18 protein-coding genes are annotated in these 14,781 nt (G+C 55.7%); 9 read left to right on the top strand and 9 right to left on the bottom strand.

Annotated features, from left to right (window positions below; all coding sequences use genetic code 11):
* Positions 1–117 precede the first annotated feature (117 nt).
* The 4 genes from AFK67_RS08490 to hxpB all read right to left on the bottom strand — a co-directional run bounded on the left by AFK67_RS08490 (position 118) and on the right by hxpB (position 3,961).
* A complete protein-coding gene (locus AFK67_RS08490) occupies positions 118–1,509 on the bottom strand; it encodes an L-cystine transporter (RefSeq protein ID WP_007724969.1) in 1,392 nt (463 codons plus the stop codon).
* A gap of 135 nt (positions 1,510–1,644) precedes the next feature.
* Entirely contained in the window at positions 1,645–2,235 is a 591-nt protein-coding gene (locus AFK67_RS08495) for a metal-dependent hydrolase (protein WP_007724970.1), read from the bottom strand.
* 113 nt (positions 2,236–2,348) lie between these two features.
* On the bottom strand, positions 2,349–3,107 hold the full coding sequence (kduD, locus tag AFK67_RS08500) for a 2-dehydro-3-deoxy-D-gluconate 5-dehydrogenase KduD (RefSeq protein WP_007724971.1): 759 nt from the start codon (positions 3,105–3,107) through the stop codon (positions 2,349–2,351).
* Positions 3,108–3,292: 185 nt separating this feature from the next.
* Positions 3,293–3,961, bottom strand: coding sequence for a hexitol phosphatase HxpB (gene hxpB, locus AFK67_RS08505; RefSeq protein WP_007724973.1), 669 nt, complete (start codon positions 3,959–3,961; stop codon positions 3,293–3,295).
* A 160-nt stretch (positions 3,962–4,121) separates the two neighbouring features.
* Between hxpB and AFK67_RS08510 the strand changes: the two genes are divergently transcribed.
* Positions 4,122–4,658: a YniB family protein gene (locus tag AFK67_RS08510; protein ID WP_007724975.1), complete on the top strand. Its 537-nt coding sequence runs from the start codon at positions 4,122–4,124 to the stop codon at positions 4,656–4,658.
* 30 nt (positions 4,659–4,688) lie between these two features.
* Here AFK67_RS08510 and AFK67_RS08515 read toward each other — a convergent pair whose 3' ends face one another.
* From AFK67_RS08515 to pfkB, 3 genes are all read right to left on the bottom strand, one after another.
* Positions 4,689–5,549, bottom strand: a complete 861-nt coding sequence (locus tag AFK67_RS08515) for a fructosamine kinase family protein (protein WP_007724977.1) — start codon at positions 5,547–5,549, stop codon at positions 4,689–4,691.
* A 96-nt stretch (positions 5,550–5,645) separates the two neighbouring features.
* Entirely contained in the window at positions 5,646–5,942 is a 297-nt protein-coding gene (ghoS, locus tag AFK67_RS08520; RefSeq protein WP_007724978.1) for a type V toxin-antitoxin system endoribonuclease antitoxin GhoS, read from the bottom strand.
* Positions 5,943–5,994: 52 nt separating this feature from the next.
* A complete protein-coding gene (gene pfkB / locus AFK67_RS08525) occupies positions 5,995–6,924 on the bottom strand; it encodes a 6-phosphofructokinase II (protein ID WP_007724979.1) in 930 nt (309 codons plus the stop codon).
* A 292-nt stretch (positions 6,925–7,216) separates the two neighbouring features.
* Here pfkB and AFK67_RS08530 point away from each other — a divergent pair, with 292 nt between their 5' ends.
* On the top strand, positions 7,217–7,975 hold the full coding sequence (locus AFK67_RS08530) for a DUF481 domain-containing protein (protein WP_032967386.1): 759 nt from the start codon (positions 7,217–7,219) through the stop codon (positions 7,973–7,975).
* Positions 7,976–7,993: 18 nt separating this feature from the next.
* Here AFK67_RS08530 and AFK67_RS22785 read toward each other — a convergent pair whose 3' ends face one another.
* On the bottom strand, positions 7,994–8,206 hold the full coding sequence (locus tag AFK67_RS22785) for a hypothetical protein (protein ID WP_134792930.1): 213 nt from the start codon (positions 8,204–8,206) through the stop codon (positions 7,994–7,996).
* Between the two features lie 63 nt (positions 8,207–8,269).
* On the opposite strand from AFK67_RS22785, the gene AFK67_RS08535 reads away from it, so the two are divergent.
* From AFK67_RS08535 to AFK67_RS08560, 6 genes are all read left to right on the top strand, one after another.
* Positions 8,270–8,497: a hypothetical protein gene (locus AFK67_RS08535; RefSeq protein ID WP_007724981.1), complete on the top strand. Its 228-nt coding sequence runs from the start codon at positions 8,270–8,272 to the stop codon at positions 8,495–8,497.
* 526 nt (positions 8,498–9,023) lie between these two features.
* Positions 9,024–10,529 (top strand): glycine betaine/L-proline transporter ProP, encoded by a 1,506-nt coding sequence (proP, locus tag AFK67_RS08540; protein ID WP_007724982.1) that lies wholly within the window; start codon positions 9,024–9,026, stop codon positions 10,527–10,529.
* 202 nt (positions 10,530–10,731) lie between these two features.
* Complete coding sequence (locus AFK67_RS08545) at positions 10,732–11,181, top strand: hypothetical protein (RefSeq protein ID WP_007724985.1); 450 nt, start codon at positions 10,732–10,734, stop codon at positions 11,179–11,181.
* A 191-nt stretch (positions 11,182–11,372) separates the two neighbouring features.
* Positions 11,373–11,882 carry a serine protease inhibitor ecotin gene (eco, locus tag AFK67_RS08550; RefSeq protein WP_032967378.1) on the top strand — a complete coding sequence of 170 codons (510 nt, stop codon included), beginning with the start codon at positions 11,373–11,375 and terminating at the stop codon, positions 11,880–11,882.
* Between the two features lie 344 nt (positions 11,883–12,226).
* Entirely contained in the window at positions 12,227–12,487 is a 261-nt protein-coding gene (locus tag AFK67_RS23060; RefSeq protein WP_032967379.1) for a hypothetical protein, read from the top strand.
* Between the two features lie 25 nt (positions 12,488–12,512).
* Entirely contained in the window at positions 12,513–12,959 is a 447-nt protein-coding gene (locus AFK67_RS08560) for a GNAT family N-acetyltransferase (protein WP_007724994.1), read from the top strand.
* 92 nt (positions 12,960–13,051) lie between these two features.
* On the opposite strand, the gene AFK67_RS08565 is transcribed toward AFK67_RS08560, so the two are convergent.
* Positions 13,052–13,981, bottom strand: coding sequence for a LysR family transcriptional regulator (locus AFK67_RS08565; RefSeq protein ID WP_007724996.1), 930 nt, complete (start codon positions 13,979–13,981; stop codon positions 13,052–13,054).
* Between the two features lie 94 nt (positions 13,982–14,075).
* On the opposite strand from AFK67_RS08565, the gene AFK67_RS08570 reads away from it, so the two are divergent.
* Positions 14,076–14,552, top strand: a complete 477-nt coding sequence (locus AFK67_RS08570; RefSeq protein ID WP_007724998.1) for a GNAT family N-acetyltransferase — start codon at positions 14,076–14,078, stop codon at positions 14,550–14,552.
* Positions 14,553–14,781 lie beyond the last annotated feature (229 nt).

A 14,781-nucleotide genomic window follows, 5' to 3' on the forward strand; every position in this document is an offset into this window, starting at 1 on the left:
TCCCTGTCAGAAGAGAAAGCCCGCCGTCGTGCGGGCTTTTTTGTGGCCTGAATGCACGCTCCGGGCATAAAAAAAACCGGCACAGGGCCGGTTTTTGCGGGTCTATTGATGAGGCGATTAACGGTGCGCCAGTTCGGCTTCGTCATCGCTGTTCAGGATGGTTTTATCCGTCTGCTTCAGCCACTGGCTGGTGAGCGTACCAGCCGTCATAGAGCCGCTGACGTTAAGCGCGGTACGGCCCATATCGATAAGCGGTTCAACGGAAATCAGCAGCGCCACCAGAGTGACTGGCAGGCCCATTGCCGGGAGCACGATCAGCGCCGCGAAGGTCGCGCCGCCGCCAACACCCGCCACGCCTGCGGAGCTTAAGGTCACGATGCCGACGAGCGTCGCAATCCACACCGGATCGAGCGGGTTAATGCCAACGGTCGGGGCAACCATCACCGCCAGCATGGTCGGGTAGAGACCCGCACAACCGTTCTGGCCGATGGTCGCGCCAAAGGACGCCGCGAAGGAGGCGATAGACTCCGGCACGCCGAGGCGACGGGTCTGCGCTTCAACGTTCAGCGGAATGCTGGCGGCGCTGGAGCGGCTGGTAAAGGCGAAAGTCAGTACCGGCCAGACTTTACGGAAATAGCGCAGCGGGCTGACGCCATTCACCGCGAGCAGCACGCCGTGCACCACGAACATGATGCCGAGGCCGAGGTAAGAGGCGACCACAAAGCTGCCGAGCTTGATGATGTCCTGCAGGTTAGAGCCCGCCACGACTTTGGTCATCAGCGCCAGCACGCCATACGGGGTCAGCTGCATGACCAGACGCACCAGCTTCATCACCCAGCTTTGCAGGATGTCGATAGCCGCCAGCACGCGCTCGCCTTTCGGCGCGTCGTCTTTCAGCAGTTTCAGTGCCGCGACGCCCAGGAAGGCCGCGAAAATCACCACGCTGATGATAGAGGTCGGGCTCGCGCCGGTGAGATCGGCAAACGGGTTTTTCGGTACGAAGGAGAGCAGCAGCTGCGGCACGGTGAGGTCGGCGACTTTACCGGCGTAGTTGGTCTGAATGGCGTTCAGACGCGCGGTTTCCGCGCTGCCCTGCACCAGGCCTTCCGCCGTCAGGCCGAAGAGGTTGGTCACCAGCACGCCGACCAGGGCGGCGATAAGCGTGGTGAACAGCAGCGTGCCGATGGTCAGAACGCTGATTTTACCGAGCGAAGAGGCGTTATGCAGGCGCGCGACGGCGCTCAGGATCATCGCAAACACCAGCGGCATGACAATCATCTGCAGCAGCTGCACATAGCCGTTGCCGACAATGTTGAACCACTGGATGGAGGTTTTCAGCGTCTCGCTGTCAGAGCCATAAATGGTGTGCAGCGCGAGCCCGAAGACCACGCCCATCGCCAGACCAAGTAATACTTTTTTCGCAAGGCTCCACTGGGTGTGGCGCGTGCGCGCCAGCAACAGCAGCAGAACCACGAACGCGATAACGTTCGCTATCAGTGGAAGATTCATCCCCGTTCTCCTGATTTTTTTATAACCAGCATGGCCGAAATGGCATGCCTTTATGCCGCAAAGGGTATCAGAATCAAAACAGAGGGCCTTATATCCAAATGGAATGGGTTATATCAAAACGCAATTTCAGTTTATTTACTGTTCCATCTGGTGATGAATAAAACGGTTGAAGGTGTTTTGCAGCGAGTTGATCGCGGCCGACGACCATTTCATCGCGCTACTGTCGGTCATGCTTTGCGGCATCCAGACGGCCCAGACGAACAGCGCCATGCACAGCACTCGCTCCAGCTGATTGCCCTTTTGCGGATAGAGCAGCGGCAGGCGGAAACGCCAGCGGCAGGGCCACAGCAGCGGCACGCCAGCGGGCGTTATCATATCGGCGAGAATATGGCTCAGGTAACCGAGCACCAGCCCCTGCAACGCGTCGGCGGGCAGTATCCACGACTCCGGAACTTTTAACAGAAATAGCGTCAACCCGCCAAAGACCGCCAGCAGGCTGTGCGTAAAGCCCCGGTGGCCGAACATGCGCGCCACGGGCTTTGAGATCCATTTTAGGCGCTGCCCGAGAAAAGATTTCGGGTGATCGATATCCGGCAGCAGGCAGGTGAGAATGGCGGAAGGGATAATATGCCACCAGTCGCCCTGCGCCAGCACAGGGGTCAGCTCGGCATTTTTAGCAAATACCGCGCAGGCTATAGAAAAAAGCAGGTGGCCTTCCGCCGTCATGATGAAACCCTGTAACTGTCAATCTATCCAGTATAGGGTTTTTATACAGTAGAGAAAAGTGGTGACGGTGTAACACTTTGTCACCGCAGGCCGCGTGACGCCTCGTTTCGCCGCTAGCGGGCGAGCCAGCCGCCGTCCACCGCCAGGGTGTAGCCGTTAACATAATCCGACGCCGCCGAGGCGAGAAAAATCACCGGCCCCTGTAAATCCTCGGGTTTCCCCCAGCGGCCCGCCGGTATGCGTGCGAGAATTTCCTCATTACGTTCAGCGTCTTCGCGCAGCGCCTGGGTGTTATTGGTCGCCATATAGCCTGGGGCAATGCCGTTGACGTTAATGCCAAAAGGCGCCCATTCGTTGGCGAGCAGGCGGGTGAGGCCGAGCACGCCGCTCTTCGACGCGGTGTAAGAGGGCACGCGAATGCCGCCCTGGAACGAGAGCATCGAAGCGACGTTAATGATTTTGCCGCCGCAGCCCTGAGCGATGAACTGCTTCGCGACGGCCTGCGAGAGGAAAAAGAGCGCCTTGAGATTGAGATCCATCACCTCATCCCAGTCCTGCTCGCTGAAATTCAGCGCGTCTTCGCGCCGGATAATCCCGGCGTTATTCACCAGAATATCGACCCGGCCCAGCGCATCGACGGTTTGCGTGACGAGCGCCTGCGGCGGCGCGCTGGCTAAATCCGCCTCGATGGCGACGAAGCGGCGACCAAGCGCGTGCACTTTGGCGGCGGTCTCCCGCGCCGGGCGACGGCTGACGCCCGCGATATCGCACCCGGCGGCGGCAAGCCCCAGCGCCATGCCCTGTCCGAGACCCGTATTGCATCCGGTCACCATCGCCACTTTTCCGGCAAGCGAGAATTTCTCCAGCATCATCCGTTCCTCTTTGGCTCATCTGTGCGGCGCAGGGACAACTCCCTTTCGCATTCACAGCAATGATAGGAGGCGGCGAACGAAAAGACAAAGCCAAATGAAACTGCGTTTTAAAAATATGACGGCGAGCGGTTTTCAGGAGAGAAGGTGAGACAAACCGCCGCCGGAGGGCGGCGGTCAACACGCGGTTAACCGAGCAGATGCCAGGGTTCAAGCTCGGTCAGAGAATGAAGCCGCACGTTCGCCAGTGCCCAGCGCGCGTCGCTGCGGTTCTCTTCGGCGGGCACGACAATAGAGCGCATCCGCGCCGCTTTGCTGGCGACCATGCCGTTGACGGAGTCTTCCAGCGTGACGCAGCAGAGCGGATCGACGCCTAGTTTCGCCGCGGCGTCCAGATAGACCTGCGGGTGCGGCTTGCTGTAGGGCAGATGTTCGGCGGAGGCGAGCGCGTCAAACGATTCACGCAGCCCGAAGAGCGAGAGCACGCGCTCCAGCATATGCAGCGGCGAGGCGGACGCGAGGCCCACTTTCAGCCCCTGCGCTTTACACAGCGCAATGGCATCCGCCACGCCCGGCAGTAGGGGGCGTTTTTCTTCCACCAGCGTAATGGCGCGGGTGATAATGCGCTGTGTGACTTCCGCCACCGACGGGCCATTCCACGGCTGCTGCGCGAACCATAGCTCAACCACCAGATCGATACGCAGCCCCAGCGTGTCGGGCAGCTCATGGCGGCGGGAGGTGTCGACGCCAAGCGTCGCCATCACTTCCAGCTCCGCCTGATCCCAGAGCGGCTCGGAATCGATCAGTAAACCATCCATATCAAAAATTGCGGCGAGGATCTGTCGCGGTGAAGACATCGTCTGTCACTCCTTATTTTTTCGCGAGAAAGGTTAATCAATAGCCGTAAATGCGCGTTATGGCTACCGCTTTCCGGTTCCATGCCGGAAAGTTCAGGCGTAAAGGCGCTTCACAGGGTAAACTTAGGCCAGTCTTTCGCGTCGCTATCAAGGGGAAAGCATGACGTATCAACAAGCTGGACGCATTGGTGTCTTAAAACGCATCGCCGGATGGGTGATTTTTATTCCTGCCACGCTCTCGACGATTATCTCCGTACTGAAGTTCATGTATGAGCACAGCGAGAAACAGCCGGGCATCAACGCCGTGATGCTGGATTTCGCGCATGTGATGATTGAGATGGTGCGTTTTAACACGCCGTTCCTGAATCTGTTCTGGTACAACTCGCCGCAGCCCGATTTCGCGCGTCACGCCAATATCGGTTTCTGGGTTATTTATCTGCTGATTTTTGTCGGGCTGGCGTTGCAGGCCTCCGGCGCGCGCATGTGCCGTCAGGCGCGTTTCCTGCGCGAACATGTCGAAGACAGCCTGATCCTGGAGCGCGCCAAAGGCGATGACGGGCTCACCCGCGAGGCGTTTGAGTCGCGCATCGTGGTGCCGCGCCACACGGTTTTCCTGCAAATTTTCCCGCTCTATGTCCTGCCGGTGATTGTGCTGGTGCTGGGCTATCTGTTCTTTTCCCTGCTTGGATTCCTGTAAAGGCTGACGCGCGCCCTTGGCGCGCGTTCGTCACACCTCTAATACATGCGTTAGCGCTTTTTGCGCCGCGACCAGATGCGGGCCGCCAAAGAGCGTCGCACGGTTAAGCAGCGTGTAGAGCTGATAGAGCGGTTGGCGTGCCAGAAAGCCCGCCGGCAGCGGCAGGACCGACTGATAGCCGTCATAAATTTGCGGCGGCTGTTCCGGGTGCAGCGGCAGCATCGCCAGATCGCACTCGCGATCGCCCCAGTAACAGGCCGGGTCGAAAATATACGGCCCCTCAGGCCCCAGCGCACAGTTGCCGGACCACAAATCGCCGTGCAGTAAGGAGGGCGCGGGCTGGTGGGAGACGAGCTGCTGATGCACGACATCGACGATACGGTCGATATCGCCGAACTCCAGGCCTTTTTCCGCCGCCAGCTCAAGCTGCCAGCCGATACGCTGTTCGGCGAAAAAACTTGCCCAGCGGCGCTGCCAGGCGTTGGGCTGCGGGGTGGTGGAGAGCGTGTTGTCGTAATCGAGACCGTACTGCGGCTGTTCGCTCCACTGGTGCAGGCGCGCCAGCTGCTGGCCGAGCAGAAAGGCGTTGTGGGCGTCGAGCGGTTTCGGGGGCAGGTATTCGAGCAGTAAAAAACTGTATTCGCGCTCGCTGCCGACGCCAATCACCTCCGGCACCGTGACCGTTTTACTGCGCGCCAGCAGGCTTAGCTGATCGGCCTCTGCGGTGAAACAGGGGAGCAGCGTCACATCGTCGCATTTGACGAAAATATCGCGCCCGGCCCAGTTGATACGCCACGCGGCATGGATTTCACCGCCCGGCAGTTCGGTTCGCTGGCTGATTTCACCGGCGCCCAGCTGTTCGTTTAACAAACGCGTAATGGCATGCCACATGATGTCTCTCCCAGGTTTCCCGTCAGGGCGTTCAGCTTAGCGCGCCCGCGCGCCGGATAATCTGCGCGGGCGCACAACCAGGCGTGCGCGAAGGCGTTACACGGCGTCGTTGTCGCGCAGCCAGGCTTCAAACGTGGTGACGCTCACCTGCGGTTTCTGGTCGAGCGCCGCTTCGCCAAGCCCCTGTGCGAGGTTGTGCACCTCGTCCTGACTGAGCGCGCTCACCAGCCCGAAGGTGTTGGTGCCGAGCTCGTGGATTTTCCCGTCATCGTCGGCGAGCGTCAGCAGGAAACCGCCGCGCGTCAGGTGATTATTAAGCTCGTTAATGTCGGTCAGGCTTTTTTCATGAAACGTGATGGTGACGACATAGCGGGTGACTTCTCCATTACTCATGGCGTACCTCTTTGTCAGCAGTGAAAGGCCAGCCTGGCGGCTGGCCAGAATGTTAGTGTTTGAGCCAGTGGTAGATGCGGTCGGTGTTTTCCTGCGAGCAGAGTCGCGTGCCCTGGTTGATGGTGGCGGCACTGCCGGCGGCCACGCCGTAACGCACCATATCCAGCAGCGGGGCGTCCTGCGCGAGACGCAGCGTCATGGCGCCGACCATGCTGTCGCCCGCGCCGACGGTGCTCTGGCTTTTCATTGGCGGCGGCACGACCTGCACGCAGTCGCTGCCGTCCACGCCGAGGGCGCCCTGCGGCCCCAGCGAGACCACCACGCGGCGGGCTTTGCCCTGCTGGACGAGTTCCATGGCGGCCTGACGCACGTCATCCGGCGCGTCGAGAGAACGTTTCACCAGCGCCGCCAGTTCTTTCTGGTTCGGTTTTACCAGCTCGATATCGCCCACTTCCAGCGCGGCGGCCAGCGCGTCGCCGGAGCTGTCGACAATCAGGCGAATACCTTTCTGGCGGGCCGCTTTAATCAGTTGCTGAAGTTTTTCCACGCCGACGCCAGGCGGCAGGCTGCCGCTTATCACCAGGATCGCGCCGGGTTCGATCGCCAGCACTTTTTCTTCGAGCTGGCGCAGTTCGTCATCGGTCAGCGCCGCGCCCGGCATCACAAAACGGTACTGCTCGCCGGTCGATTCCACATGCACATGAAGATTCTGACGCGTCCAGTCGCGGGCGGAGATGGTTTCCACCGCGACCTGTTCATCATGAAGCAGCGAGACCAGATGCTCGCCGGTGGCGCCACCCGCCGGGAAGAGGGCGGTCGCGCTGCCGCCCAGGTGAACAATCGCGCGCGCGACGTTAATACCGCCGCCGCCCGGCTCAAACACCGGTGCGCTACAGCGCAGCTTCCCTTCAGGATAGATTTGCGGCGTAAGCGTGGCGCTGTCGAGCGAGGGCGCCAGCGTAAGCGTATAAATACGGACCATATCGCCTCCATTTTTAAAAGCTGCCCTAAGCGTAGCATCCGTCAGCCAGACGGTGGATGAATAACGTGCTGATTTTACCTATATCCCGATTTTAATCGGCGCCTTTCCTTTATAAATAAAAAGCTATTTTTCGGAGTACGCTTATTCTTAAATGTCGAAAGGAATTCATTGCTAAGCCACAGGGCTCTTTTTATAATTCGTTACCTTTCTGTGGGCGGATTTTATTGATCCAGAGAAAAAGTTACGGGACCGTAATGGTCCTTTTTTTTGTTGTATGGACCTGAAAATCAACATGAAGCTTTTTAAGACAGTACCCCTGGCAATGCTGCTGGCGGGTGGCGCGCTGCTGAGCCAGCACGCGATGGCTGATAATTCCGTTTTTACTGTCATGGACGATCCTTCCACCGCGAAAAAACCGTTCGAAGGTAATTTGAACGCGGGTTACCTGGCGCAAACCGGCAACACCAAAAGTTCTTCCTTAACGGCTGACAGCAACCTGACCTGGTATGGCCAGACCACCGCATGGTCGCTGTGGGGCAACGCCAGCAACACCTCTTCTAACGACGAACGCTCCTCCGAGAAATACGCGGCAGGCGGACGTAGCCGTGTGAACGTGACCGATTATGACTATCTGTTTGGTCAGGCAAGCTGGCTGACGGACCGGTATAACGGTTATCGCGAGCGCGACGTGGCGACACTCGGTTACGGTCGCCAGTTCCTGAACGGCCCGGTTCACAGCCTGCGCTTTGAATTCGGTCCGGGTATTCGTTATGACGAGTACACCAACGGCGATACCAAAACCCAGGGCCTGGGCTATGCGTCTGGTATCTATACCTGGCAGCTGACCGACAACGCTAAATTCACCCAGGGTGTTTCCGTGTTCGGCTCCGATGATACTAACGTCAACTCCGAAACGGCGCTGGATGTGGCCATCAACGAGCACTTTGGGCTGAAAGTCGCCTACAACGTGACCTGGAACTCCAGCCCGCCGTCGACGGCGCCGGATCACACCGATACCCGCACCTCTGTGACGCTGGGTTACCGCATGTAAGGCGCTCCGCGCATTATGCTAAAGGCTGGCGCTGCCAGCCTTTTTTATGCCTCGCTTTTCTCCGCTTTCTTGCCGCGTCGTCTGCCGGGTTTTTAGCATTGCGTGTCTTTTAAGCAGCATTGCTGTTCTGATTAATCTTTTCTTATTCAACGAATTGCCAGCCATTTCAGTTTCTTTGAAATCTCCCGACAAATAATTTGACTGTTGAAAAGTGTGATCTGGATCTACCATTCGCATACCGGTGGTGAATAAAACGCCATCCCTTTTTTATGCTGCAATAAAGAGATAATAAAGATGAATACCATCAAAACTGCTGCTGCCGCGCTGACGCTAAGCGTGCTTTCCTTCAGCGCCTTTGCTGTCCCGACTACTGTGAATGCAAAAGACGCCGCCCCGTATGCCGGATGGCGCGCAAGCGATATCGAAGCGGGCTCGATGCTCCAGCCGGGCGCGTCATCGACGGGTCAGTCAATGAATGACGCGTTTAACGCGCAAACGCTGGTGGCGGGCGACTGGTCCTGATGGACTCGCTTTTTCCACGCCCGCACTAAAAACCGGATCCCGCGATCCGGTTTTTTTATTCCCTCCCGCTCACGCCTTTCTTTTATGTCTGCGTACTCGCTCATTGCTGAGAACCCGCTTGCGTTCATTCTGATAACAATATCGCGCTGCGCCTGCGTATTTCGCGGTTCTCACGGCGCTCAGGATGGCTGTAAAAATATCCCCATACGGACCAGGCATTTTCATCTGATATTGATTAGTTGCCTAATTAAATATGCCGCTTTATGCATCATAAACGCGATAAAATAAACGTGTGAAGTTGATCACGGATTTATTCGCTGTTAGGGTAAAGAAGAGTCAGGCATCTGAAAACGCAGGTAAGCACATTCAGATGTGTCATTACTAACGGCGGGAAGAGATCCTGCTACGCTCTTAAAGGAAGTCTTAGAAAGATAAGCCTTCTTTATCGCGAAGGAAGCGGACTGTGGGCGGTAAGTGGCACTTTTGCCACCTCCCGAGTCAAAGAGCGAATTCAATGAGGATGGATATGAAGCTTAAAAGAAAAAAAGTAGAACCGATCTCTTTGAGTGACGTCACGATTATTGATGATGCAAAACTTCGTAAAGCGATTACCGCAGCGTCGCTCGGTAATGCCATGGAGTGGTTTGATTTCGGCGTGTATGGCTTTGTAGCATATGCGCTCGGCAAGGTCTTTTTCCCGGATGCTAACCCCAGCGTGCAGATGATCGCCGCGCTGGCGACGTTTTCGGTTCCCTTTCTTATCCGTCCGCTTGGCGGGCTGTTCTTCGGTATGCTCGGCGATAAATATGGTCGCCAGAAAATTCTCGCTATCACCATTGTGATTATGTCCGTCAGTACATTCTGTATTGGGCTTATTCCGTCGTACGCGACGATTGGCATCTGGGCACCGATCCTGCTGTTGCTATGTAAAATGGCGCAGGGGTTCTCGGTCGGGGGCGAATATACCGGCGCGTCGATTTTTGTCGCGGAATATTCCCCTGACCGTAAGCGCGGCTTTATGGGCAGTTGGCTGGATTTCGGCTCTATCGCGGGCTTCGTGCTCGGCGCGGGTGTCGTGGTGCTGATTTCCGCCATCATGGGCGAAGATAACTTCCTGAGCTGGGGCTGGCGTCTGCCGTTCTTCCTGGCCTTGCCGCTCGGCCTGATTGGGCTTTATCTGCGCCATGCGCTGGAAGAAACCCCGGCGTTCCAGCAGCATGTCGATAAGCTGGAGCAGGGCGATCGCGAAGGCCTGCAGCACGGTCCGCGAGTCTCCTTTAAAGAGATTGCGACGAAACACTGGCGCAGCCTGCTGGCGTGTATCGGTCTGGTGATTTCCACCAACGTGACCTATTACATGCTGCTCACTTACATGCCGAGCTATCTGTCGCATAACCTGCACTATTCAGAAGCGCATGGCGTGCTGATTATTATCGCGATTATGATCGGCATGCTGTTTGTGCAGCCGGTGATGGGCCTGCTGAGTGACCGCTTTGGCCGCCGTCCGTTTGTGATTTTCGGCAGTGTGGCGCTGCTGGTGCTGGCAATCCCGGCCTTTATCCTGATTAACAGTAACGTGCTTGGCCTGATTTTCTCCGGCCTGCTGATGCTGGCGGTGATCCTGAACTGCTTTACCGGCGTGATGGCCTCGTCGCTGCCTGCGATGTTCCCGACGCATATTCGCTACAGTGCGCTGGCGAGCGCCTTTAACATTTCCGTGCTGATCGCCGGTCTGACGCCGACCGTGGCGGCCTGGCTGGTGGAAGGCACCGAAAACCTGATGATGCCAGCGTATTATCTGATGGTAGTCGCGGTCGTTGGCCTGATCACCGGCTTCTCCATGAAAGAGACCGCTAACCGTCCGCTGAAAGGCGCGACGCCTGCGGCATCGGATATCCAGGAGGCCCGCGAGATCCTGCGTGAGCATCACGACAATATCGAACAGAAAATTGAAGATATTGATAAAGAGATAGCCGAGTTGCAGGAAAAACGCACCCGTCTCGTCGATCAGCATCCACGTATTAACCAGTAATCCAAAGCCCCTTCGGGGGCTTTTCTTTTTTGCGCTCACCGAGACGGCGCGCATTCACAGGGTTTCCTGCCCGTCTTTTCCTCCACATCATTACAGCGTTTCAGCGTGGCGTTAGCGCTTTATCCTCAGAAAAATCTTAATCGCTTGATTCTCTCGCGCAGATTGTGAATGATTGCCGCAAGCACACCGGCAATGAATAACAATGAAAAGAACATTTATTATCTGCTGCTGTTATATCAGCAGCTTAGGAACCGCCTGCGCTGTGGGTCAGGGGCGCGAATATAATACGTGGTATGAAAAAGACGCGGTCTTGTATGACATGACGCAAACTCCGGAGGGCAGCCCCGTGATGCTGAGCATCTCGCAGGCGGGTCGTCACTCGGCCAATATGGTTATCTCGTCACTGACCGTCGGGAAATGCCCGGCGCAGGCGAGAACGCTCGAAATCAATAATGACATCGTCCCTGCTGAATATGTCTGTACTGAGCATGGCGGCGACAGAGTTGAGCATTATCTGATTCGGGATGCTGACAGGGTCAATGCGCTGGTTACAAAGCTGCGTTCAGATTTTACGGTAATGAGCCAGCGGGAAACCAAAATCTGGGCGGCGAATATTAAAACGCCGAAGTACGGGATGACACCGCGTCTCTGAGTGTTAAATCGCGCATGCAAAATGCATGGCTTTTTACACTTTGTAAAATAAAGAATACAGCGAATATCCGGCGAAGGTTTGCGTAAAGGTGACATAAAATACTGCTTATGAATAATATGGTAGTGATTGTCACGGTTTATGAAATTGAGTTCAGTTTTACCGTGGAGAGAAGAAAATGGAGAAAGCCAATAATGAACAAAATTTCTACGCTGATGTTAAGCCTGCTGGCTGCCGGGTGCATTTCTACCAGCGCATGTGCGGGTAAAAAACCGGCTGAAAATATCGCGCCTTATCCGGCCGCCGAAAAAGGTATGGTCCGTCAGGTTATTCAGTTGCCGGAGCGCCCGGATGAGTCATCTTATAAAGTCGAGCTGATGATTGGGCAAACGCTCGACGTTGACTGCAATAAACATCAGCTGGGCGGAAAATTCGAGCGCAAGACGCTGGAAGGTTGGGGATATGACTATTACGTTTTTGAGCCCGCGAAAAACGCTGATGGCTCCGTGATGTTCACCTCAACGATGATGGCGTGCCCGGACGGCAAAAAAGAGAAGAAATTCGTGACGGCAAACCTCGGTGACGCCGGGATGCAGAACTACAACAGCAAACTGCCGGTGGTGGTGTATACCCCGAAAAATATCGACGTGAAATATCGCCTCTGGAAAGCAGAAGAGACTTTCAGCACGGCGCAGAAGCAATAAAGCTGCATAAAGGATCTTCTTAACATCAGGCCGTCGAATATCCGACGGCCTTTTCTTTTGGTTATCTGTCGTGCGCCACGCCTGCGCGTTTATACCTCAAGCCAGCCCGCCGCAGCCCGATAGTCATGACTGAACCAGTCGCCTGTCGTTGTATCGAGGATTTACCCTCTCAACAGCCCTACCAGAATTGGCGTGAAAACCCGTTTGATGGCTCGCGGTAAATTATTTACGCTCGCCATGTTTTCTTTATCCGGTGGGCAGCACGCTGATTATGCTGCTCTGCGCCCTGAATCCTGCGTTCGCGGGCAAAAGCCGTGCGTTTGCAAACCAGCGAAGGTCACAACATGAATAGCAGCCAATACTTCTGGGAAGCCTTAAATAGCCCACTTGTTATTAAGCTCGTTCTGGTGCTGCTTATTGCGCTCTGTTGCTACGATATGCTGCGAAAGAGAAGAAAAAAACAGCAGCAGCGTTCCGGTGTTATTGTGGACGCCGATGCACGGGAGCGACACGAATGGCGCTATGCCCGCCGGGCGCTGAAGGGCGTGCAGATAATCCTTCTTGGCTGGTTTTTGTGGACGCTCATCAGGGCGCTGTTAGCGTAACGTCGCACCTCTGACAGGGTTTACCATGAATACTGTTTTCTCCGTACTTAATGACACTCATATCAATGCCTGCGCGCACCTGTATTGTAAGGTCTACCAGGAAGCGCCGTGGTTCGAAACGTCTGAACTACAGCCCATTATCAGTTTTATTCAGGAACACCTGCGAAATAACTTTTTCAGAGGTTACGTTGCGTGTTGTGACGAGAATATCGTGGCGGTCAGTATCGGTTTCAGAAAGCCGTGGCCGGGCGGGGTTGAATATTATATTGACGAGTTTTTCGTCGACCCGGCTTATCAGGGAAAGGGCGTCGGGTCACAGCTAATGGATTTCATTAAAGTGCAGTCTGTAAACGAGGGGCTGAACGCGATTCTTCTCAATACCCATAAAGGTTATCCCTCTGATTTCTTCTACAGGAAAAATGGCTTCGACGAGCATCAGGGGCTCATTATTCTCTCCACAACACTTGAGTGATTTCAGCGGTTAGCGCGTGTTTTCTGAACGGATGTCAGCATAACGCGCCAGCATTAGATTGCACCGCCCGATATTTTTTAATTGCAGGACGGTTATCTTTTTAAGGCCTGCTCCGTGGCCAACGTGTGCAGAACCGTCTTAAGCCAGTCGGTCGCGCCTCGTTTACCGCTTCGTTGATGCGAATAAATTTTCACTTCAAACGACGGGATGTGGAACGGTAATTCAAACAGCCTGATAGCTAATGCCGGGATCAGCTTCTGCGCGGCAAAGCGGGGAAGCGCCATGAGCAAATCGCTTTCTGCGACGATGAACGGCGCGCTCAGCATCGAAGGCGTTTTAATTGCTATCTGGCGTGTGCACCCCATCTGTTCAAGCTGAACATCAAGCACACCGCGCTCCTCATTCCAGGGCGTCACCACCAGGTGTCTTGCAGCCAGATACTCCTCAAGTGTAAGCCCGGCTCTGCGCGCGTTGCTGATAACGACATAGTCATCTTCGAGCCAGCTGATCTCCTCCAGCTCCGGATGGCGGATATCCTCCGGTGCGCTGAACCCCAGCGCCAGATCCATTTCGCCCGCCAGCAGTTCATTGAGCGCCGGACTGTGCGGTAAATACCGCAACTCAAAACGCAGGCCGGGCGCCTGACACTGCAGCCGGTGCATCAGAGCCGGGAAAATACAAAACGCGGTGAAGTCGGTGATGGCAATCTTTAAACATTCGGTACTGCTGAGAGGGTCAAACTCGGGCGGCGGAGTTAGTTGCTCATCGAGAAATTTCAGTGCCGACGCCACAGAGGGCGCGAGCTCCGTTGCGTAGACGCTGGGGCACATCCGGTGACCTTCCCGGTAAAACAGCGGGTCATTGAGCGTAACGCGCAGTCGCGACAGCGCGTGACTCAGCGCTGAGGTGCTCATCGCGAGTTCATCGGCTGCCTTACGAACGGAGCGGTGGCGATAGATAGCGTCAAAAACAGGCAACAGGTTTAAATCCAGTCGCCTTAAAGTGGGATGCATAATATTCATCGTTGCGTGATTTCATTGCACTTAATTCTTCGGACATTACGCCTTATGCTTAGCGCCATCAATATCTGTCCATGATGAGATAACAGGAAAAGCAATGAGCTACACGATTCGCCCGGCTCGCCCGGAAGATGCATCGGCCATTTACGAGATGATTTATGAACTGGCGGTGTATGAAAAAGCCCCGCAGGAAGTGGTCACCACGCCAGACGAGATCCGCGACACGCTCTTTGGCGCAGACAGTAAAACGGAAGCGCTCATCTGCGAGGCGGAAGGGAAAGCCGTAGGCTATGCCGTTTTCTTTACCAGCTATTCCACCTGGCTTGGGCGTAACGGCATTTATATGGAAGATTTGTATGTCTCCCCGGCGTTTCGCGGCCGGGGGGCAGGGAGAGCCCTGCTAAAAAGCATCGCCCAGTGCGCTGTAAAAAGACAATGTGGCCGTCTTGAATGGAGCGTGCTGGACTGGAATCAGCCCGCGATTGATTTTTATCTGAGCATTGGCGCGGCACCGCAATCGGAGTGGATACGCTATCGCCTTGATGGCGATGCGCTGTTGCAGTTTGCCGGGTAAAAACGCCTGTTGTCGCTTATGTGCGATGCCTGGTAGTGATCGGGCATCGCGGCCAGGACTTCATGGTTTCCCGGGCGCGGATAGCTTTATCCATTTTATTAGTGTTACCATAGTGATAGACGCAAAGCGTAACGTTATACGAAAAGGCTTGGCGTACCAAAGTGTGTACCAATTTGGCGAGTGTTGGTCAGATGGCTACATAACTTATTGAGTTAAAACTACTTTTTAA

Source organism: Cronobacter dublinensis subsp. dublinensis LMG 23823 (genome assembly GCF_001277235.1).
Lineage (GTDB): Bacteria > Pseudomonadota > Gammaproteobacteria > Enterobacterales > Enterobacteriaceae > Cronobacter > Cronobacter dublinensis.

Bases quoted from the DNA above. Each gene is read 5' to 3' on its own strand.
- AFK67_RS08490 (WP_007724969.1), bottom strand. From the start codon at position 1,509: ATGAATCTTCCACTGATAGCGAACGTTATCGCGTTCGTGGTTCTGCTG.
- AFK67_RS08495 (WP_007724970.1), bottom strand. From the start codon at position 2,235: ATGACGGCGGAAGGCCACCTGCTTTTTTCTATAGCCTGCGCGGTATTT.
- kduD (WP_007724971.1), bottom strand. From the start codon at position 3,107: ATGATGCTGGAGAAATTCTCGCTTGCCGGAAAAGTGGCGATGGTGACC.
- hxpB (WP_007724973.1), bottom strand. From the start codon at position 3,961: ATGTCTTCACCGCGACAGATCCTCGCCGCAATTTTTGATATGGATGGT.
- AFK67_RS08510 (WP_007724975.1), top strand. From the start codon at position 4,122: ATGACGTATCAACAAGCTGGACGCATTGGTGTCTTAAAACGCATCGCC.
- AFK67_RS08515 (WP_007724977.1), bottom strand. From the start codon at position 5,549: ATGTGGCATGCCATTACGCGTTTGTTAAACGAACAGCTGGGCGCCGGT.
- ghoS (WP_007724978.1), bottom strand. From the start codon at position 5,942: ATGAGTAATGGAGAAGTCACCCGCTATGTCGTCACCATCACGTTTCAT.
- pfkB (WP_007724979.1), bottom strand. From the start codon at position 6,924: ATGGTCCGTATTTATACGCTTACGCTGGCGCCCTCGCTCGACAGCGCC.
- AFK67_RS08530 (WP_032967386.1), top strand. From the start codon at position 7,217: ATGAAGCTTTTTAAGACAGTACCCCTGGCAATGCTGCTGGCGGGTGGC.
- AFK67_RS22785 (WP_134792930.1), bottom strand. From the start codon at position 8,206: ATGGTAGATCCAGATCACACTTTTCAACAGTCAAATTATTTGTCGGGA.
- AFK67_RS08535 (WP_007724981.1), top strand. From the start codon at position 8,270: ATGAATACCATCAAAACTGCTGCTGCCGCGCTGACGCTAAGCGTGCTT.
- proP (WP_007724982.1), top strand. From the start codon at position 9,024: ATGAAGCTTAAAAGAAAAAAAGTAGAACCGATCTCTTTGAGTGACGTC.
- AFK67_RS08545 (WP_007724985.1), top strand. From the start codon at position 10,732: ATGAAAAGAACATTTATTATCTGCTGCTGTTATATCAGCAGCTTAGGA.
- eco (WP_032967378.1), top strand. From the start codon at position 11,373: ATGAACAAAATTTCTACGCTGATGTTAAGCCTGCTGGCTGCCGGGTGC.
- AFK67_RS23060 (WP_032967379.1), top strand. From the start codon at position 12,227: ATGAATAGCAGCCAATACTTCTGGGAAGCCTTAAATAGCCCACTTGTT.
- AFK67_RS08560 (WP_007724994.1), top strand. From the start codon at position 12,513: ATGAATACTGTTTTCTCCGTACTTAATGACACTCATATCAATGCCTGC.
- AFK67_RS08565 (WP_007724996.1), bottom strand. From the start codon at position 13,981: ATGAATATTATGCATCCCACTTTAAGGCGACTGGATTTAAACCTGTTG.
- AFK67_RS08570 (WP_007724998.1), top strand. From the start codon at position 14,076: ATGAGCTACACGATTCGCCCGGCTCGCCCGGAAGATGCATCGGCCATT.